At 60.0% G+C, this 18,124-nt stretch carries 17 protein-coding genes and 3 tRNA genes; 6 read left to right on the top strand and 14 right to left on the bottom strand.

The annotated features are described in order from the left end of the window. Positions 1-323: 323 nt before the first annotated feature. From Q0I65_RS06805 to Q0I65_RS06795, 3 genes are all read right to left on the bottom strand, one after another. On the bottom strand, positions 324-1,214 hold the full coding sequence (locus Q0I65_RS06805) for a site-specific tyrosine recombinase (protein ID WP_296061532.1): 891 nt from the start codon (positions 1,212-1,214) through the stop codon (positions 324-326). Beyond that, positions 1,207-2,814, bottom strand: a complete 1,608-nt coding sequence (locus Q0I65_RS06800; protein ID WP_296061531.1) for a CTP synthase — start codon at positions 2,812-2,814, stop codon at positions 1,207-1,209. Before Q0I65_RS06800 ends, Q0I65_RS06805 begins: the two co-directional genes overlap by 8 nt. A gap of 188 nt (positions 2,815-3,002) precedes the next feature. Beyond that, positions 3,003-4,262: an S-layer homology domain-containing protein gene (locus Q0I65_RS06795; RefSeq protein ID WP_296061528.1), complete on the bottom strand. Its 1,260-nt coding sequence runs from the start codon at positions 4,260-4,262 to the stop codon at positions 3,003-3,005. Positions 4,263-4,646: 384 nt separating this feature from the next. Here Q0I65_RS06795 and Q0I65_RS06790 point away from each other — a divergent pair, with 384 nt between their 5' ends. The 4 genes from Q0I65_RS06790 (at position 4,647) to panD (ending at position 8,470) form a co-directional block, all read left to right on the top strand. Then, a complete protein-coding gene (locus Q0I65_RS06790; RefSeq protein WP_296061524.1) occupies positions 4,647-6,128 on the top strand; it encodes a DUF1846 domain-containing protein in 1,482 nt (493 codons plus the stop codon). A 227-nt stretch (positions 6,129-6,355) separates the two neighbouring features. Then, on the top strand, positions 6,356-7,192 hold the full coding sequence (panB, locus tag Q0I65_RS06785) for a 3-methyl-2-oxobutanoate hydroxymethyltransferase (protein WP_296061521.1): 837 nt from the start codon (positions 6,356-6,358) through the stop codon (positions 7,190-7,192). A gap of 24 nt (positions 7,193-7,216) precedes the next feature. Then, positions 7,217-8,062, top strand: coding sequence for a pantoate--beta-alanine ligase (gene panC, locus Q0I65_RS06780; RefSeq protein WP_296061519.1), 846 nt, complete (start codon positions 7,217-7,219; stop codon positions 8,060-8,062). A 21-nt stretch (positions 8,063-8,083) separates the two neighbouring features. Then, positions 8,084-8,470: an aspartate 1-decarboxylase gene (panD, locus tag Q0I65_RS06775; RefSeq protein ID WP_296061518.1), complete on the top strand. Its 387-nt coding sequence runs from the start codon at positions 8,084-8,086 to the stop codon at positions 8,468-8,470. Positions 8,471-8,559: 89 nt separating this feature from the next. Here panD and Q0I65_RS06770 read toward each other — a convergent pair whose 3' ends face one another. Then, complete coding sequence (locus Q0I65_RS06770) at positions 8,560-9,525, bottom strand: NAD(+)/NADH kinase (protein WP_296061516.1); 966 nt, start codon at positions 9,523-9,525, stop codon at positions 8,560-8,562. A 64-nt stretch (positions 9,526-9,589) separates the two neighbouring features. Here Q0I65_RS06770 and murJ point away from each other — a divergent pair, with 64 nt between their 5' ends. Both murJ and Q0I65_RS06760 read left to right on the top strand, forming a co-directional pair. Beyond that, positions 9,590-11,587 (top strand): murein biosynthesis integral membrane protein MurJ, encoded by a 1,998-nt coding sequence (murJ, locus tag Q0I65_RS06765; protein ID WP_296061514.1) that lies wholly within the window; start codon positions 9,590-9,592, stop codon positions 11,585-11,587. A 27-nt stretch (positions 11,588-11,614) separates the two neighbouring features. Beyond that, positions 11,615-12,910 carry a carboxylate--amine ligase gene (locus Q0I65_RS06760; protein ID WP_296061512.1) on the top strand — a complete coding sequence of 432 codons (1,296 nt, stop codon included), beginning with the start codon at positions 11,615-11,617 and terminating at the stop codon, positions 12,908-12,910. Here the strand turns inward: Q0I65_RS06760 and map are convergent, their stop codons facing one another. The 10 genes from map to Q0I65_RS06710 all read right to left on the bottom strand — a co-directional run bounded on the left by map (position 12,911) and on the right by Q0I65_RS06710 (position 18,043). Next, on the bottom strand, positions 12,911-13,708 hold the full coding sequence (map, locus tag Q0I65_RS06755; RefSeq protein WP_296061510.1) for a type I methionyl aminopeptidase: 798 nt from the start codon (positions 13,706-13,708) through the stop codon (positions 12,911-12,913). A gap of 107 nt (positions 13,709-13,815) precedes the next feature. Further along, the gene (rplA, locus tag Q0I65_RS06750; protein ID WP_296061506.1) at positions 13,816-14,526 is read right to left on the bottom strand and encodes a 50S ribosomal protein L1; all 711 of its coding nucleotides are present in this window, start codon (positions 14,524-14,526) and stop codon (positions 13,816-13,818) included. Between the two features lie 67 nt (positions 14,527-14,593). Next, positions 14,594-15,085 (bottom strand): 50S ribosomal protein L11, encoded by a 492-nt coding sequence (gene rplK, locus Q0I65_RS06745; RefSeq protein WP_158049736.1) that lies wholly within the window; start codon positions 15,083-15,085, stop codon positions 14,594-14,596. A 112-nt stretch (positions 15,086-15,197) separates the two neighbouring features. Further along, complete coding sequence (nusG, locus tag Q0I65_RS06740; RefSeq protein ID WP_158049737.1) at positions 15,198-15,728, bottom strand: transcription termination/antitermination protein NusG; 531 nt, start codon at positions 15,726-15,728, stop codon at positions 15,198-15,200. 3 nt (positions 15,729-15,731) lie between these two features. Continuing rightward, the gene (secE, locus tag Q0I65_RS06735) at positions 15,732-16,154 is read right to left on the bottom strand and encodes a preprotein translocase subunit SecE (protein WP_296061503.1); all 423 of its coding nucleotides are present in this window, start codon (positions 16,152-16,154) and stop codon (positions 15,732-15,734) included. A gap of 81 nt (positions 16,155-16,235) precedes the next feature. After that, positions 16,236-16,312 (bottom strand) — tRNA-Trp (locus Q0I65_RS06730). Between the two features lie 23 nt (positions 16,313-16,335). Next, entirely contained in the window at positions 16,336-16,485 is a 150-nt protein-coding gene (gene rpmG / locus Q0I65_RS06725; protein ID WP_158049739.1) for a 50S ribosomal protein L33, read from the bottom strand. 111 nt (positions 16,486-16,596) lie between these two features. Further along, on the bottom strand, positions 16,597-17,799 hold the full coding sequence (gene tuf / locus Q0I65_RS06720) for an elongation factor Tu (protein WP_296061498.1): 1,203 nt from the start codon (positions 17,797-17,799) through the stop codon (positions 16,597-16,599). An 82-nt stretch (positions 17,800-17,881) separates the two neighbouring features. Further along, positions 17,882-17,958 (bottom strand) — tRNA-Met (locus tag Q0I65_RS06715). 9 nt (positions 17,959-17,967) lie between these two features. Next, positions 17,968-18,043 (bottom strand) — tRNA-Thr (locus tag Q0I65_RS06710). Positions 18,044-18,124 lie beyond the last annotated feature (81 nt).

Here is an 18,124-nt window from a genome sequence, read left to right as displayed (position 1 = left end):
ACAATCTCCCACTTTTCAATCATTTCATGGGATTCGATGCTCATCTTGGACGCTTTGAGCTGCACCGTCTTCATTGAACGCGTCGCGCAGCGCAAGATATGGGGCGGAAAAATAAAAGAGCCCAAGATATGGGCTGTGCATCGCGGTGGGGCGATGTGGGGGGTTTGTGTGGGTGTGGGAGGAAGTGGGAGCCGCGAACGGCGAGTAGCAGAGCACAATACGCCCGTCTCCCCGATACTTCATGGATGGTCGAAGGATGCGGCCTCAACGTGCGGGTGCGCTTGGCATGCCCTGCGTCTGGGAGAACAACTCCGAATACGGCCTTACGCGCGCGGGTGCGCTGCGAGATATTCCTCGCGGATGTGCGAGCGGTCGACATGCGTGTAGATCTGAGTCGTCGAGATATCGGAGTGGCCGAGCATCTCCTGGATAGCTCGCAAATCGGCCCCACCCTCGAGGAGATGAGTCGCGAAAGAATGGCGTAGCGTATGCGGATGCAAGTTCGTGACGCCAATGGAAAGCCCGGCGCGTGCGACGATCTTGTGCAGGCTCTGCCGCGTGATCCTCCCGCCGCGCACGTTCAGAAACACCGCACCGCTCGATTTCCCGCGCCCTCCGTCAAGAACCCGGCGCGCGTCGTCGAGATACATCGACAGCGTGCGCAGCGCTGCACCGGAAATGGGGGCAACGCGCTCCTTTCCGCCCTTCCCCCGAATGCGAAGATACCCCTCGTCAAGCGCGAGGTCGGCAAGGTTCAAACCGCATGCCTCGCTCGCACGCAGGCCGCACCCGTAGAGTACCTCAAGCAGGGCGTGGTCGCGCAAGGAGGCGGGCGTGGAATCATCAGCGCACTCCATAAGCGCGCTCACCTGGGCGATCGAGAGGACATCAGGCAAGCGATCGGGAGTTTTGGGCACGGCGATCAGGTCAGCGGGGCTCGTGGCGATGACTTCTTCCCTCACAAGATAGCGGTAGAGCCCCTTGATCGCCGAAAGCCGACGCTTCACCGACGTGGGAGCGAACCCACGCTCGGAAAGGTCGGCTTCGTAAGCGGCGAGCGCCGCGCGATCGGCGTGGGCGACGGACCCCAGCCGATTGCGCTCCAGAAACGACACGTAATCGGCGAGGTCGCGTCCGTACGCCTCGATCGTCCGCGGCGAGCGCCCGCGCTCGATGCGCAGGCAGGTCAGGTATTCCGAAATCGGATCAACCACGGTATTTGCTGATCGAGGCGGCGTGCACAAAAGCGCTGAACAGCGGATGGGGGCGCGTCGGGCGGCTCTTGAACTCGGGATGACCCTGGCTTGCAACGAACCACGGATGATCGGGAAGCTCGATCATCTCAGTCAGGCGGCCGTCGGGCGACACGCCGGAGATGACGAGCCCGGCCTCCTGAAGGCGATCGCGGAAGGCGTTGTTCACCTCGTAGCGATGGCGATGGCGCTCGTAGATGATCTCCTCGCCGTACGCCTCGAACGCGCGCGAACCCGGCGACACCTTGCAGGGGTAGGCGCCCAGGCGCATGGTGCCGCCCTTGTCCTCGATGTCCTCCTGTTCGGGCATAAGGTCGATCACGGGGTATTCCGCTTGCTCGTCGAATTCTGCCGACGTGGCACCCGGCATGCCGGCGACATCGCGGGCGAACTCGCATACCGCCGCCTGAAGCCCCAGGCAGATGCCGAGGAACGGAACCTTATGCACGCGGGCATAGCGCGCTGCGGCGATCTTCCCCTCGAAGGCGCGCTGGCCGAAACCGCCCGGCACGAGGATGCCGTCCATCGAGCCGAGCGTCTCCTCGGCATTGTCGTCGGTGAGCTCCTCGCCATCGATGAGGTGCACTTCCACGTGGCGCCCCTCGTGGACGCCCGCATGCCCGAGCGCCTCGATGACGGAGAGATATGCATCCGGGAGCGAGACGTACTTGCCCACGACCGCGATGTCGACCTGGCCCTCGCAATTGTCCGCCGCCTCGAGAAACGACTTCAGCGGCGTCAGGTCGATCGGGCGCACCTCAAGCCCGAGCTTGTCGAGAACCTTCACGTCGAAGCCCTGCTCATCGAGGGCAAGCGGCACCTCGTAGATGGAGGGCGAATCGACGCAGGCGAGCACGTCCTCGGTCGCCACGTCGCAGAACAGCGCGATCTTCTCGCGCACCTTGTCGGTGATCTCGTGGTCGGAACGGCACACGATGAAGTCGGGCTGCACGCCGATGGAGCGCAGCTCCTTCACGGAATGCTGCGTCGGCTTGGTCTTCACCTCGTGAGCTGCGGCGATATAGGGAACAAGCGTCACGTGCACGAAGAGCACATCGCCCGGGTCCTTCTCCTTTTTGAACTGGCGAGCAGCCTCGATGAACGGCTGGGACTCGATGTCGCCGATCGTGCCGCCGATCTCGGAGATGACGATGTCGGCGTTCGATTGGGAAGCGATGCGGCGCAAACGTTCCTTGATGGCCTCGGTCACATGCGGGATGACCTGCACGGTTCCGCCGAGGAAGTCGCCGCGGCGCTCGCGCGCGATAAGCGTCTGATAGATTGAACCCTGCGTGAAGTTGGACTCGCGCGAAAGGGATTCGTCGATGAAGCGCTCGTAATGGCCCAGGTCGAGGTCGCCTTCATGGCCGTCGTCGGTAACGAAGACCTCACCATGCTGGAACGGGCTCATGGTGCCCGGATCGACGTTCAGGTACGGGTCCATCTTCTGCATGGTCACCTTGTAGCCGCGCGCCTTGAGCAGATGCCCCAAAGACGCCGCCGTGATGCCCTTGCCCAATGATGAGACAACGCCGCCCGTCACGAAAATATGCTTGGCCATGATTCTCCTTCTGCTGCGCAACCGAAATGCTATCCAACCTCATGAGTTACGGCCTCAGGCTGCGCGAGCCGATACGCTCGGACGCGGCCAGGCGAACTCCAAACGTTCGTTCATTTTACTCGAACGGAAAAATCGCGCGGGGAGCGCGCCTGGCATTTAACACATCAGTAACGAAGAAGGAAGGCGCACTACCCCAGCGCCAGAACGTCGCGCGCGAGGACGGTGACCATCTTTGCCGTCGCCGCGCGGTCGGCCACGAATTGCGGGAGCGCGTTGTTCGAGCCGTTTGCGGGCGAGCCCGTCAAAACGCCCGCCTGGGCACACCAGGCGACCGCGTCGCGCGCCCAAGGCGAGATCGCGTCCGCGTCGTCGAAGATGTCCAGGTTCGACAGATCGGCCGCGGTGTTCGCACCTGCGATCTTGTTCGCGTAGTTCGAGATCATCTTGGCGAGCTGCTCGCGCGAGACCTCCATGTCGGGCGCGAAATCGTTCGTCCCATCCCATCCGTTCACGACGCCGACCTCGCGCGCCCAGGTAAGCGCCTCGCCGTAGAAGTCCTCGTAGTTCGCATCGTCGAATTGAGGCTTGTCAGAGGTGACCTGGGGCTTGCCTGCCACACGCCAAAGAATGGTGACCGCCTCCGAGCGCCTCAGGCCGTTCGCAGGCCCGAACAGGGTCGTGCCCGCATAACCGGTGATGTAGCCGTGGTCGAAGACGTAATCGATGACGCCCGAGTCGACGAACCAGTCGCCGTAGAAGCAGTCGCTGAAATGCTCGGAGGGAACGCGCCCGTCGTCGACGTCTGCCGACGCATACGAGATGCGCACGTTGCCCATCCAATCGCCGTAGCGCAACGTGAGTCCGCGCGAGGAGAGCGACTCGGGCTCGAGGCCGGAAGTCCTATCGGGGTCTAAGATGATGAAGTTGCCGGTAGAGAGATTGTCCGGGTTGTCCACGCCCTCGTAGCCGATGACGGTGACCCAGTGCTGCGAGCCGCTTCCCGTGGTCACGTAGAGGACGACCGGGTGGCCGTCGTTGATGGCGTTATAGAGCGTGCGGAGCACCTCCGCCTCGCTCCCGATGACGCGGCAGTCGAACTCGTCAGTCATGTTCTTGCCGTAAAACCCGCTCTCGCCGTAGGCGCCGCCGTTGTAGTCGAACTCCGCCCACGTGTGCACCGTACCCGTCGTGATGGTCTTCGCGTACGCCGCGGCGTAGCCCAAACATGACCCGCCCGTGTGCTGAAGCCCCACCTGATTGATGAGGGCCTGGTCGAACTTGAGCATGCGCCCGTTCGACTGCAACGTGATGCGGGCTTGGTCCGCGACCGACAAGGAGCCATCGCTTGCCGCCAGGGCGACAGGCGGAAGGGAGAGCGCGGAGGCGAGGGCTATCGTGCAGGTGACGGCGACGGGGCCCTTGAGAAAGCGAGACGGTCGAGAAGCCATGAAACCTCTTATCCGGACGAAGGGCCGCACCCCTCGTCCTGCAGCGGGAATTCGCAAACCCGCCGATCGCGAGAACATAAAACAGCGTCGATTGTAGCATGAGGGCCTCTTTTCCCCGCCTGCGCCTGCGCGCCCCCTCCATAATGCCAGGTGAGAGCTTCTACCCTATACTAACCGAAAGGAAAGCATCGATGTGCGCCCCGTTTTCGATTGACGCGCGCCCCGTTCCCTATCGTGAATCCCCGTGCGACGGACGCCGCCCCTTCTCATCTTTGAATCTTCGATTCGAAGCGCAAGCCCGCACGCCGAGCGCCGTGGACATCCTATATAATGGTTCGGTTCATGGGTATGCAAGGGTTGCGGAAAGCGAAAGGTCTCGATCATATGCGCCAAGGATTCGACAACGACAAGTACATAGCACTTCAGGCAGAGCACATCAGGAGCCGCATCAACCAGTTCGGAGGCAAGCTCTACCTCGAGTTCGGGGGCAAGCTTTTCGACGACTACCACGCAAGCCGCGTGCTCCCCGGGTTCGAGCCCGACAGCAAGTTCCGCATGCTGAAGACCATGGTCGACGAGGTCGAGATCATCATCGCGATCAACGCGAACCACATCGAGAAATCCAAAACGCGCGGAGATCTGGGTATCACCTACGATGAGGAGGTCCTGCGCCTGCTCGACGTGTTCCGTTCGCGCGGGTTCGCCACCTCGGGCGTCGTGATCACCCACTTCGAGAACCAGCCTTCCGCCGTGGCATTCCGCTCGCGCCTCGACGGCCTGGGAATCAAGAGCTACCTGCACTACCCCATCGCCGGGTACCCCTACGACACCGCGCGCATCGTCTCCGACGAGGGCTACGGCAAAAACGAGTTCGTGGAAACGACGCACCCGCTCGTCGTGGTGACCGCGCCCGGCCCCGGATCGGGCAAGATGGCCACTTGCCTCTCGCAGCTCTACCACGAGCACAAGCACGGCAACCTGGCGGGATACGCGAAATACGAGACGTTCCCCATCTGGAATCTGCCGCTGAAACATCCCGTCAACATCGCCTACGAGGCCGCGACAGTCGATCTGGACGACGCGAACTGCATCGACCCCTTCCATCTGGAGGCCTACGGGAAAACCACGGTGAACTACAACCGCGACGTGGAGATCTTCCCCGTCCTTAAGACCATGATGGAGCGGATCGCGGGAGAGAGCCCCTACCAGTCGCCTACCGACATGGGCGTGAACATGGCGGGACTCGCAATCGTGGACGATGACGCCGTGCGCGAGGCCGCGAAGATGGAAATCGTGCGCCGTTACTTCCAAGCCGCCGTCGACGCGCGCCGCACCGGCATTCACGAGGAACGCGTCAAGCGCCTTGAACTTTTGATGAACCAGGCGGGCATCGACTCGAGCTTCTCGCCCGCGCGCTCGGCCGCTCTTCTTAAAGAGGAGACGACAGGCGGCCCGGCAGGAGCTATGGTGCTCGCCGACGGGCGCGTGGTCACCGGCAAGACCTCCCCGCTTTTGGGCGCCGCATCCTCGCTTCTGATGAACGCGCTCAAGGCGGTCTCGGGCGTCGACGACGACGTCTACGTCATCAGCGACGACGTGATCAAGCCCATCTGCACGCTCAAGACCTCGACGCTGCATTCGAAGAACCCGCGCCTGCACTCGGACGAGACGCTGCTCGCGCTCTCGGTGAGCTCTGCGACCGACCCGCTTGCCCAGCAGCTTCTCGACCACGTGGACGACCTGCGCGGATGCGACGCCTTCTTCAGCGTGATCCTCTCCGCCACCGACGAGAGGCTCTATCGCACCTTGGGCATCAACGTCTGCTGCGAGCCGAAATACGAGCAGCGCCGCTACTACCACAAGTAAGACGCCCGCAAACTCCTGCGATCGGCGCAATGCCTCCTCGGAATGCGCTGGCGCCCGACAACCTTCGCGAATCGCCCGCAAAATCACGTGTTTTGCGGGCGATTTCTTGTTTTCCCTTTCCCTTGTGCAGCCGCACGACATATACTGTCCAGCTGCACAAGGAGTGCGGGTGACCCGGCACACGGCCAGGCATCCAGCCTCGAAGCATACAAATGAAAGGGACGGCTATGCCTGCTTCCAAGCAGACCGTCGCCACGTTCCAGCGCGCGAAAGCCGAGGGCAGAAAGTTGGCAATGCTAACCGCCTACGACTACTCGACCGCGAAGCTTCAAGACGAAGCGGGCGTTGACGGCATCCTCATCGGCGATTCCTTAGGGAACGTCATCTTAGGGTACGAAGATACCCTCTCAGTTACCATGGAAGATATGATCCACCACAGCCACGCGGTTGCGCGCGGGGCCTCGCATGCCCTCATCGTGTGCGACATGCCCTTCCTCTCCTACGAGGTGAGCGTGGAAGATGCGGTGCGCAACGCCGGCCGTCTTTTAAAGGAAGGCCGCGCAAACGCCGTGAAGCTCGAGGGCGGGCGCGAAGTCTGCCCGCAGGTGCGCGCCATCGTGGCCGCAGGCATCCCCGTGATGGGGCACCTGGGCCTGACGCCGCAGTCGGTGAACGCCTTCGGCGGCTTCAAGGTGCAGGGCAAGACCGAGGAATCCGCCCGAGCGCTCCTCGACAACGCCTGTGCGCTTGAGGAAGCCGGCGCCTTCGCCATCGTGCTCGAGTGCGTGCCCGCCGCCTTGGCCGAGCTCGTCACCAGCCGCATCTCGATTCCCACCATCGGCATCGGAGCCGGCGCAGCATGCGATGGGCAGATTCTCGTCTACCAGGACATGCTCGGCATGACGAGCGGCTTCTCCCCCAAGTTCGCGCGACGCTTCGCCGAGGTGGGCGACGTGATGCGCAAGGGCTTCTCCGACTACATCGAGGCAGTCGGCGCCGGTACTTTCCCCGCTGACAGCGAGACCTTCCACGCAGGCGACGACGTCATTAAGAAACTGTACTAATTGAGCAAGAAAGACAACTCTCCTATGAATATTGCAACAACCGTCGAGCAGGCGAAGCAGACCGTGCGCCAATGGAAGGCCGAGGGGCTGACCGTGGGACTTGTCCCCACGATGGGATATCTCCACGAGGGCCACGAGAGCCTCATCAAGCGCGCCGTCGCCGAATGCGACCGCGTGATGGTGAGCGTGTTTTTGAACCCCATCCAGTTCGCGCCGAACGAGGATCTTGCCACCTACCCGCGCGACTTCGACGCCGACACCGTGCTCATCGAGAACGCCGGCGCCGACCTGGTCTTCCACCCCGAGCCCTCCGAGCTCTACGCCCCCGATGCATGCACGTTTGTGAACGTGGAAGAAATCACCTCCGAGCTCTGCGGCAAAACGCGCCCCACGCATTTCCGCGGAGTGTGCACCGTGGTCTCCAAGCTCATGAACATCTCGCAGGCCGACCGCGCGTACTTCGGCCAAAAAGACGCGCAGCAGCTCGCCGTCGTGCGGAGAATGGTTCGCGACCTGAACATGAACGTCGAGGTCGTCGGGTGCCCCATCGTGCGCGAAGAAGACGGCCTCGCGAAAAGCTCGCGCAACACCTATCTCTCTCCCGCCGAGCGTAAAGCGGCGCTCGTGCTGTCCCGCGCGGTGCGCGAAGGGCAGCGCCTTATGAAAGAAGGCGAGCGCGACGCGAAGACGATTCTGGGCACCATGCGTGCGATCATCGAAGCAGAGCCGCTCGCACGCATCGACTACGTCGAGATGGTGTCGTGGGACGGCATCAAACCCGTCGATGTTGCCGACTCCTCGGTCCTCGTGGCGATGGCGGTCTGCATCGGCAAGACGCGCTTGATCGACAACTTCATCTTCGAGATGTAGCGCACGGAAAGGAGACGACCCATGCTCTTGCATATGCTGAAGGGAAAGATCCACCGCGCGACGGTCACGCAGGCCGAACTCAACTACGTCGGCTCGATCACCGTTGACGAGGCGCTCATGGAGGCGGCCGGCATCCGCGAGTACGAGAAGGTGGCGATCGTCGACGTGAACAACGGCGCGCGCTTTGAGACCTACGTCATCGCAGGCGAGCGCGACAGCGGCACCATCTGCCTGAACGGCGCGGCCGCACGCTGCGTCTCGGTCGGCGACAAGATCATCATCATGTGCTACGCGATGATGACCGAGCAGGAGGCGGACGCAAACCCGCCGCGCGTCGTGCTCGTGGGCGCGAACAACAAACCCGAGCAGGTTGCCCGCTACGAGCGCCACGGGGTGCTCGAGCAGTAAAACCATTCGAGGGCGGTGCCTACTCCGAAGCAGGCACCGCCCTCTTTTACAAGGAGTCGCTTACGCTCTTTCGACGGGGGTCGCCGCCCCTAAAAGAAAGCCGAGGAAGCGTATTCGTAGAAATTCTCACCCTTGTAGCGCAGAAGCGTCGTCGGCTCGGCACCGCGGCGCACGTACATATGCTTGATGGGAGACGGAAGCTTCGCCATGTCTCCGTCGATGAACAGCGTCGCCTCCCGTCCCGCCGCATTCTGCGACAAATCCATTTCCACCACATCGTTTTCCGAGGTGAGCATCGCACGGGCGCGAAGCGAGTGCGGGGCTATCGGCACGGCGATCAGCCCGTTGAAGCCGGGTGCCACAAGCGGTCCGCCAGCGGAGAGCGCATAGGCGGTCGAGCCTGTCGCCGTAGCAACCACAAGCCCGTCGCCGCGCATGTCCGCGATAGGGACATCGGAGATGGAAAGCGAGAAATCGATGATGCGCCCGTTCGCACCGCGCGTCACTGCCGCCTCGTTCAGGGCGAAGAAGGTATGGCCCGGGGCATTCTCTGCCAAAAAGCCCGCACTCGCATCCTCATCTTCGTCGAACCAAGTGGAAACCTTTTCATCGGGCAATTCGGCAAACAACCCGTCCGCATCGCTTGACGCCCACGGGTCGGCCTCCCCTTCGCAGACGATATCGACACGCAGATTGCTGCGCCGCTCGCTCACCGTCTCTCCCGCGAGCGCCGCCGCCACGATGGCGACCACACCGTCGTCGCTCTCGTTCGCGAGAAAGCCCAGTCTTCCAAAGTTGATGCCCAAAATCGGGACGCCCGAGGTACCGATGGCGCGCGCCGTGCGTAGGATGGTCCCGTCCCCGCCGAGAACGACCGCCAGATCAACGCCGCGGGCTAGCTGCTGCGAAACGAGAGGATTGGGATCGAGGCCCTCAAGGTCGGACGAATTGAATATCGCGTAGCCGATTCCCTGTGTTCCCAGGTAAGTGGCTAAAAGCAGCGATGCATCTATCGCTTGCGAATTGGAGTTATTGCGTACGATGAGCAGGTTCATGAGAGCGCTTTCGTTGTGTTTGCTAAGATGAGATGATTATATCCGAAGAGAATTGGTCGTTTGCATGTCAGACAAGCTCGCACGAGCTCAACATAGGCGCGCCCCTGAGCAAAACGGCGCCCATCGTGCAAACGAGACGCAATCAGCACAGCCTCACACCTGGGAAGCAGGCGAAACCGGCCGCATCCCCGTCATAGGCAAGCACGCCGGCACCGATAAGGCGGCCGAGCTCGACGCCCGTCGCGAGCGACAGACCCTCATGCGCAGTGCAGCCCCAGGTGAAACCTCGGCGATTCCCATCGTGAGCAAACACGCAGGCGTCGACAAGACGCTTGCCGCATCGTCGGACGCCCGCACGAACGTGCCTGTCCAAGCGCGCGTCAAAGCGGGCAACGACGTCCGGACCCCCGCGCCTGCGCCCGATGTCACCATCGTCGGCGAAGAGCCCGAAAGCAAGGCATCTTCCGTCGGCGCGTCGGCGGCGCTCATGAGCGTCTGCGTGCTCTTCTCCCGCGTCACTGGGTTTTTGCGAACGTGGGCGATGGCCTTCGCGCTCGGCTCGTCGTTCCTCTCAAGCTCCTATCAGGTTGCGAACAACCTGCCAAACATGCTCTACGAGCTCGTCATGGGCGGCATGCTGGTCACGGCGTTTCTCCCGGTCTATATCTCGGTCAAGAAGAAATCAGGCACCAGGGCGGGCAATGCCTACGCATCGAATCTGCTCACGCTCGTGACCATCTTCCTCGGCGTTCTGTCTATCCTCTGCATGGTCTTCCCTGCCCAGGTCATCTACACGCAGACGTTCTACTCCGACCAATCATCGAGCGCGCTTGCGACGTTTTTCTTCCAGTACTTCGCCATTCAGCTCATGTTCTACGGAGCTTCGTCGATCGTGTCGGGTCTTTTGAACGCGAACCGCGACTATCTGTGGTCCTCGATCGCCCCGGTGGCGAACAATGCCATCGTCATCGCGACCTTCCTCATGTACGCCGCGATCGCGCCCGTAAACCCCGACGCCGCGCTCTACGTCATCGCCATCGGCAACCCGCTCGGCGTCTTCGTCCAGATGGCGATTCAGCTCCCCGCGCTCAGGCGAAACGGTATCCGCCTGCGCCCCCGCGTCGACCTTCACGACCCGGCGCTTCGCGACACCCTCGCCATCGGCGGGCCGACGTTTCTCGTGATGATCATCTCGTTCGCGACCGTGTCGGTCATGAACGCGGCCTCCTATTGTTTTGCCGTTGACGGCCCCTCGATCCTCGCATACTCCCGTTTGTGGTACACGCTGCCCTACTCCTTCCTGGCCATTCCCATCACGACCGCCCTGTTTACCGAGCTTTCGGAAATGAAGGCGGAAGGCGACATGAAGGGCGTCGTATCGGCCATCACGAACGGCACGGCGCAGATTATGTTCCTGCTCGTACCCTTCGCGCTCTATCTCGCCGTGTTCTCCGTCCCACTCGTCACGCTCTACCACGTCGGCGCCTTCACGATGGAGAACATTCAGTCCATCTCGAGCTACCTTGTGGTGCTCGCCTTTGCGCTGCCGTTCTACGGTGTCAGCTCCTATCTGCAGAAAGTATTCTCGAGCCTGCGCAAAATGGGCGTTTACGCGGCGCTGAACTTCCTCGCGGGCATCGTGCAGGTCGCGCTTACGGCATTTTGGGCATGGACGACCTACAACGGGGATCCAAACCCCGCGACCATCGAGTCCATAGCACTCGCCTCGATTGCGTTTTACGTGGTGGGAGACGTGGCAATGTTCATCTACCTGAGGGCGCACCTCGGACATGTGGGTGTTCGGAAAATCTTCGGCGCCTCATTCGCCGGCCTTCTGCTCGGAGGCATCGGAGCGCTCTGCGGCTTTGGAATTTTGACCGCACTCGAAACCTTCGTAAGCCCGCTTTCTGGGTCCCTTCTCCAAGCATTCGGCTACATCGTCGCAGGTGGGCTTGTAAGCCTTATCGTTACCTTTGGCCTTGCCCATAAGCTGCATATCCCCGAAGCGTCGTTTATCACCAACATCGCTGGGAAGGTTTTCCGCAAACTGCGCCGCCGTTAGCGCATGCTCACTATGAAAAGGAACGTCATGACCAACTTGAAGCCTCGTATCGCACGCAAAGAAGAAGTCGGAAAACTGCTCAAGCCCATCGTCGTGGGAGGCGATATCCTCGCTTACAGCTACGTGCGCGAGCTCAATCGGGCGTTTGGCATCGGGCAAACCATCGTGCTTGCCGCCGCAGACATCAAGATGCTCTCGACGAGCCGCTTCACCGATTACCGCCTCACCCCCGACGTGCACAACGCGGAAGTGCTCTATGCGACGCTCGAGGGCATCGCCGCCGAGTTCGCCCGCGAGAACCCCGATTTCGTCCCCATGGTCTTCGGCTGCGACGACTGTCATGCGCGCATGCTCTCCGAGGCGAAGCCCCGTCTCGAGGCGGCGGGCATCGTCGTCCCCTACATCGACTTCAACTTGCTCGACGACATCACACAGAAGCGCCGCTTCTACGAGCTGTGCGAGGAGCTCGACATCCCCTGTCCCAAGACCTGGTACTTCGACTGCAGCGATGCAGGTCCCGACGAGCTTCCGCTAGACGAGCTCCCGTTCCCGCTTATCGCAAAGCCGTCGAACTCGGCGCAGTTCCAGGACGCCGAGCCGACGGTGCGCGGATGGCGCAAGATCTACGAGATCGAAGATGCTGCCGAGATGGCCGAGGTTTGGAAGTCTCTGCGCGAATCGAGCTACAACAACCTCATGGTGCTCCAAGACTTCATCCCCGGTGGCGATGATGCGATTCGCACACTGACAACCTTCTCGAATGCGGAAGGCGAGGTTCGTTGCGTGTCGGGCGGCGTCGTGTGCCTGCAGGACCACGACCCCACGGCTATCGGCAACCCGTTGTGCATTCTTGGCGAAAGAGAGGACGCCATCGTTGAGTGCGCAAAGCGATTCGTGAAGCGCGTCGGGTACTGCGGCATGGCCAACTTCGATATCAAGCTCGACGAGCGCGACGGATCGTTCCGCTTCTTCGAGGTGAACACGCGCTGCGGCCGCAACACCTATTACATGAGCCTTGGCGGGCAGAACTTCGTTGAGCTCATGGTTCGGCAGTTCGTTCTCGGCGAGGACATTCCCTACCACGAGGCCTACGACCCGTTCGTATACTGCTGCGTTCCCGCATATGTGCTGAAGCGCTCGATGGAGAACGAGTCGCGTCTCGCCGAAGCGCTCGGACGCCTGCGCTCGAACAAGGAGTCCTATCCGCTGCACTATACGCCCGATACCTTCTCTCACAACCTTTGGGCGAAGATCATGTTCATGAACCAAATACGCAAGTTCAAAAAGTTCTATTGGGATACGAAAGGCAAGCAGCTGAAGTAGCTATTCACTCTCTTTCGAGACTGGCCTCTTGAAATCGGGTTCGGTCGTCAAAACGACGGGGCCGTCCTCGGTAATCGCCACCGTCTTCTCGAAATGAGCCGATGGTTTACCGTCCTTGGTACAGACAAGCCATCCATCAGGCATGGTAACGAATTTATGCGTCCCCGCGTTAATCATCGGTTCGATAGCAAGAACCATGCCCACACGCAGCGTGAGCCCCCAGTGGCGAAACCCATGGTTGGGAATATGCGGGTTCTCGTGCATATCGCGACCAATGCCATGGCCTCCATAATCGCGTACAACGCCGAAGCCCGCCCCTTCGGCAATGCTTTGGATGGCATGACCGATATCACCTAGATGATTGCCCGCACGAGCAGCATCGAGACCAGCCCACATGCATTTCTCAGTCACGCGCAACAGTTTCTTCTTTTCTTCACTGACCTTGCCGATTGGGAAGGTCCACGCATTATCGCCAACCCATCCGTCAACCGTGGCGCCCGTGTCAATCGAAAGGATATCCCCATCGCGAAGAATCGCTTTCGCGGAAGGAATGCCGTGGATAATCTGATCGTTGATCGAGGCGCAAATCGAACCAGGGAATCCGCCGTAACCCTTGAAAGCCGGGATACCCCCTTCGGAGCGGATGGTTTCCTCCGCAATCTCGTCAAGCTCAAGCGTCGACATGCCTGGCTTCGCATGCTCGCCCAGGATTCGAAGCACCTTCGCAGAAAGGCGCCCTGCCTCGCGCATCGCGTCGATTTCGTCAGGAGACTTCAAGATCACAGCATTAGCTCTCATCGATACCATCCCTTTCGCTCGGCTATAGACAGTATAGCCCGCAAATACAAAAAGAGCGCGGCACGAATGCCACGCTCTTTTATCGATAGAGTGAGTAGCCTGATAAGCTATTCAGCAGCTTCGGTGTACGCGCGGGTCACGGAAGAATCGACCGCAACGCCCGGGCCCATCGTAGAGGAGACGGAGATGGACTTCACATACTTGCCCTTGGCAGCAGCCGGCTTCATGCGAAGAACCTCGTCGTAAACGGTGCCGTAGTTCTCAGCGAGCTGCTCAGCGGTGAAGCTGGCCTTGCCGAGGACGACATGAGCAATGCCGTAACGGTCGGCGCGATACTCAACGCGGCCGCCCTTGAGCTCCTTGATAGCCTTGGCAACATCGGTGGTCACCGTGCCGAGCTTGGGGTTCGGCATGAGACCACGGGGGCCGAGGATCTTACCGAGGCGGCCAACCTTGCCCATCTGGTCCGGAGTAGCCACAGCGGCGTCGAAGTTGAACTCGCCAGCCTGAATCTGCTGGGTGAGTTCCTCGGTGCCCACGATGTCGGCGCCAGCTTCCTTGGCAGCCTCAGCCATGGCGCCTTCGGCGAACACGGCAACGCGGACGGTCTTGCCAGAGCCGTTGGGCAGGGACACCGTGCCGCGGAGCTGCTGATCAGCCTGGCGGGTGTCGATGCCGAGACGGAAGTGAACTTCCACGGTCTCGTCGAACTTCTTGGTGGCGAGCTCCTTGACGACCTTCATAGCCTCGAGCGGGGCCACGGCCTCAGAAGGAACCTTCGCGATTGCCTCGCGATAAGCCTTGGATTTCTTAGCCATTCTTTAAATCCTTTCGTGGTATTGGCGAGTTGTTAGCTCTTCCACTTAAACAAACAGGTAAGTGCGATTAGGCATTGCCCTGGAGCATTGCGGCGACCTTGCGAGAAGGAACGTACTTGATCTTCATCTCGCGGCCCTCGATGCGAACACCCATGGAACGAGCGGTGCCGGCAATGATTTCTTTCGCGGCATCGATATCGTTGGCGTTCAGGTCGGGGAGCTTGATCTCGGCGATCTCGGTGAGCTGAGCGTCGGTCAGCGTGCCGACGGTCTTCAGCTGGGGGATACCAGAGCCGCTCTTGATGCCGAGCTTCTCCTTGATGAGCACGGCCGCGGGCGGAGTCTTGCACACGAAGGTGAAGGACTTGTCCTCGTAAACCGTAATCTCAACAGGGATGATGGTGCCGGACTGGTCCTGCGTCTGAGCGTTGAACGCCTGGCAGAACTGCATGATGTTGACGCCCTGCGCACCAAGAGCAGGGCCTACCGGCGGAGCCGGGTTGGCAGCGCCAGCCGGAATTTGCAGCTTGACGAAGCCGGTTTGCTTCTTTTCAGCCATCTGTACTACCTTTCAGATGAATCGCTTACTGGTTACTCTCTATCGCAAAGCATATACACGGTGAGAAGCCCCGGTCCACGCGGGCACCGACGCATACGCTAGTGCACTCAACTTAAATGCGAGCGACCTGATCGAAGGAAAGTTCGACCGGCGTTTCGCGACCGAAGATGGATACCATGACCTTCACCTTGCCGGATTCAGGCGCAACCTCGGAGATAACCCCATCGAACTCGGCCAAAGGACCGGAAACCACCTTGATAGTCTGACCCACTTCCAACGTGGTGGAAGTCTTCTTCGGAGCCTCATGGCTCGTGCGCTTCATAATCTTGTTGTACTCATCGCGCGTGAGCGGAGCGGGCTTACCATCACTGCCGACAAAACCCGTAACACCAGGGGTGTTGCGAACCGCAGCCCAGCTACGGTCGTCGAGCTCCATACGGACGAGAACATAGCCGGGGAAAACCTTCTTCTCGCTTTCCACACGGCGACCGCCCTCTTTGATCTCAGTCACCATCTCCGTAGGGATTTCAATTGCAAACACGTTGTTCTCAAGCCCCATGGTCTCGACACGAATCTCAAGATTGGTCTTGACCTTGTTTTCATAGCCGGAATACGTGTGCAGCACATACCACTTCTTCGACATGACTTAAGCTCCCAGCCCCGAGACAAAGACAAGCAACGGCGTGGCAATCAAGTTGTCGAGAACAGCAACGTAGACACCGAAGAAAACCAAAGCGCAGACAACAACGACGCTCCAACGTGCGACATCCTGCTTCGTCGGCCACGTAACGCGCTTCATTTCAGCCTTCACATCGCGGAAGAACTGGAAACGCTTCTTTTTGGACTTCGCGTCCTTTTTGTCCTTGGAGACAGCTTTAGCCGCCGATTTCTCAGCGGTTTCCTTCGAATCCGTATCCTTTTTAAACAAAGAACGCTTCGGCTTCTCCTCGACGGCCTCAGTTACATTCTCAGAGGCTGGCGATTCGTTTTCGAGCTCCTCGCGCGCCTGCTTACGCTGGGCACGAGCAGCGGAAGCCTTCGCTCGTTGAGTCTTAGATTTCTTTGCCATGTGCTTCCTTTATTCGGGAATTTATCATTCCTTCTAAACGCCAAACAAGCAGCCTTTCAAGGCTGCTCGCATACGACAAGCTGGCAGGCCAGGAGGGACTCGAACCCCCAACAAACGGTTTTGGAGACCGCCGCTCTACCAATTGGAGCTACTGGCCTGTACCTGATTCTAGACCGATCCTCTAACGAGTTTCGCGATGCACAGTGTGCTTACCGCACCACTTGCAATACTTGTTAAACTCGAGGCGGTCGGGGTTGTTCTGCTTGTTCTTCTTGGTCGTGTAGTTGCGGCGCTTGCACTCAGTGCAGGCCAGGGTGACCAACGTACGCATTAATAACTCCTTTTACCAATCACTTCTAGCAAGCTGTCGCATACACATGAATTCGAACAGCGAGGGGATACTATATCGCATCCCCTCGCCATAAGCAACTACAAACTTAAGTTACTTGATGATCTTGGTCACGCGACCGGAACCAACGGTGCGGCCACCCTCGCGGATAGCGAAGCGGAGGCCTTCCTCCATAGCGACCGGGTGGATGAGCTCAGCGGTAATGGTGACATTGTCGCCAGGCATGACCATCTCGGTGCCCTCGGGCAGGTGTGCAACACCAGTGATGTCGGTGGTGCGGAAGTAGAACTGCGGACGATAGCCATCGAAGAACGGGGTGTGACGGCCGCCTTCTTCCTTAGTAAGGATGTAGACCTGACCCTCAAATTCCTGATGCGGGGTAACCGAACCCGGCTTGCAGAGAACCTGGCCACGCTCGATGTCCTCGCGCTTGATGCCGCGGAGCAGGCAGCCGATGTTGTCGCCAGCCTGAGCCTCGTCGAGCAGCTTACGGAACATTTCGATGCCGGTGCAGACCGTGTTCTGGGTTTCCTTGATGCCGATGATCTCCAGCGGGTCGTTGACATGCAGAACGCCGCGCTCAACACGACCGGTAGCAACGGTGCCACGGCCAGTGATGGTCATGGTATCCTCAACAGCCATCAGGAACGGCTTGTCGACGTCGCGCTCCGGAGTCGGGATGTACTCATCGACAGCGTCCATGAGGTCCCAAATCTTCTGCTGCCACTCGGGGTCACCCTCGAGAGCCTTGAGTGCAGAGCCCTTGATGATCGGCAGGTCGTCTCCGGGGAACTCGTACTCGTTGAGGAGCTCACGGGTTTCCATTTCGACGAGCTCGATGAGCTCTTCGTCGTCGACCATGTCGCACTTGTTCAGGAACACAACAATGTAGGGAACGCCGACCTGACGGGCGAGCAGGATGTGCTCGCGGGTCTGGGCCATCGGGCCGTCGGTAGCAGCGATAACGAGGATCGCGCCGTCCATCTGAGCAGCACCGGTAATCATGTTCTTGACGTAGTCAGCATGGCCCGGGCAGTCAACGTGTGCATAGTGACGCTTGTCGGTTTCGTACTCGATGTGAGCAATTGAAATGGTGATACCGCGCTCGCGCTCTTCAGGAGCCTTGTCGATGTCCTCGAAAGCCGTGAAGTCCGCATGGGCAGTACCATGAGACCCGTCGTTCATGGACAGGGTCTTGGAAATGGCTGCCGTCAGCGTGGTCTTACCATGGTCGACGTGGCCGATCGTACCAATGTTAACATGCGGCTTGGTACGCTCGAACTTCTCCTTTGCCATTCTTTTCCTCCTTATTTTGGTTTTCGCTTGAGCAAAAACGTAATAAACAACGACGCGCCCATAAAGGACGCGCTAATATCAATGGTAGCGGTGACTGGATTCGAACCAGTGACGCCACGGGTATGAACCGTGTGCTCTAACCAACTGAGCTACACCGCCGTAAAAGACTGGTGCCTGCTACCAGATTCGAACTGGTGACCTCTTCGTTACCAACGAAGTGCTCTACCGACTGAGCTAAACAGGCAATCATGGTGGGCGCGCTAGGATTCGAACCTAGGTAGACAGAGTCAACGGGTTTACAGCCCGTCCCCTTTAACCACTCGGG

It is taken from the genome of uncultured Ellagibacter sp. (genome assembly GCF_934643285.1).
In the GTDB taxonomy this organism is placed as follows: domain Bacteria; phylum Actinomycetota; class Coriobacteriia; order Coriobacteriales; family Eggerthellaceae; genus Ellagibacter.
This window is presented reverse-complemented; position numbering and strand designations above follow the sequence as displayed.

Coding starts and splice junctions, on each gene's coding strand:
- Q0I65_RS06795 (WP_296061528.1), bottom strand. CDS start 4,262: ATGGCTTCTCGACCGTCTCGCTTTCTCAAGGGCCCCGTCGCCGTCACC.
- rplA (WP_296061506.1), bottom strand. CDS start 14,526: ATGGCTAAGAAATCCAAGGCTTATCGCGAGGCAATCGCGAAGGTTCCT.
- panB (WP_296061521.1), top strand. CDS start 6,356: ATGCCTGCTTCCAAGCAGACCGTCGCCACGTTCCAGCGCGCGAAAGCC.
- panD (WP_296061518.1), top strand. CDS start 8,084: ATGCTCTTGCATATGCTGAAGGGAAAGATCCACCGCGCGACGGTCACG.
- secE (WP_296061503.1), bottom strand. CDS start 16,154: ATGGCAAAGAAATCTAAGACTCAACGAGCGAAGGCTTCCGCTGCTCGT.
- panC (WP_296061519.1), top strand. CDS start 7,217: ATGAATATTGCAACAACCGTCGAGCAGGCGAAGCAGACCGTGCGCCAA.
- Q0I65_RS06790 (WP_296061524.1), top strand. CDS start 4,647: ATGCGCCAAGGATTCGACAACGACAAGTACATAGCACTTCAGGCAGAG.
- map (WP_296061510.1), bottom strand. CDS start 13,708: ATGAGAGCTAATGCTGTGATCTTGAAGTCTCCTGACGAAATCGACGCG.
- nusG (WP_158049737.1), bottom strand. CDS start 15,728: ATGTCGAAGAAGTGGTATGTGCTGCACACGTATTCCGGCTATGAAAAC.
- Q0I65_RS06760 (WP_296061512.1), top strand. CDS start 11,615: ATGACCAACTTGAAGCCTCGTATCGCACGCAAAGAAGAAGTCGGAAAA.
- rplK (WP_158049736.1), bottom strand. CDS start 15,085: ATGGCTGAAAAGAAGCAAACCGGCTTCGTCAAGCTGCAAATTCCGGCT.
- murJ (WP_296061514.1), top strand. CDS start 9,590: ATGTCAGACAAGCTCGCACGAGCTCAACATAGGCGCGCCCCTGAGCAA.
- Q0I65_RS06800 (WP_296061531.1), bottom strand. CDS start 2,814: ATGGCCAAGCATATTTTCGTGACGGGCGGCGTTGTCTCATCATTGGGC.
- rpmG (WP_158049739.1), bottom strand. CDS start 16,485: ATGCGTACGTTGGTCACCCTGGCCTGCACTGAGTGCAAGCGCCGCAAC.
- Q0I65_RS06770 (WP_296061516.1), bottom strand. CDS start 9,525: ATGAACCTGCTCATCGTACGCAATAACTCCAATTCGCAAGCGATAGAT.
- tuf (WP_296061498.1), bottom strand. CDS start 17,799: ATGGCAAAGGAGAAGTTCGAGCGTACCAAGCCGCATGTTAACATTGGT.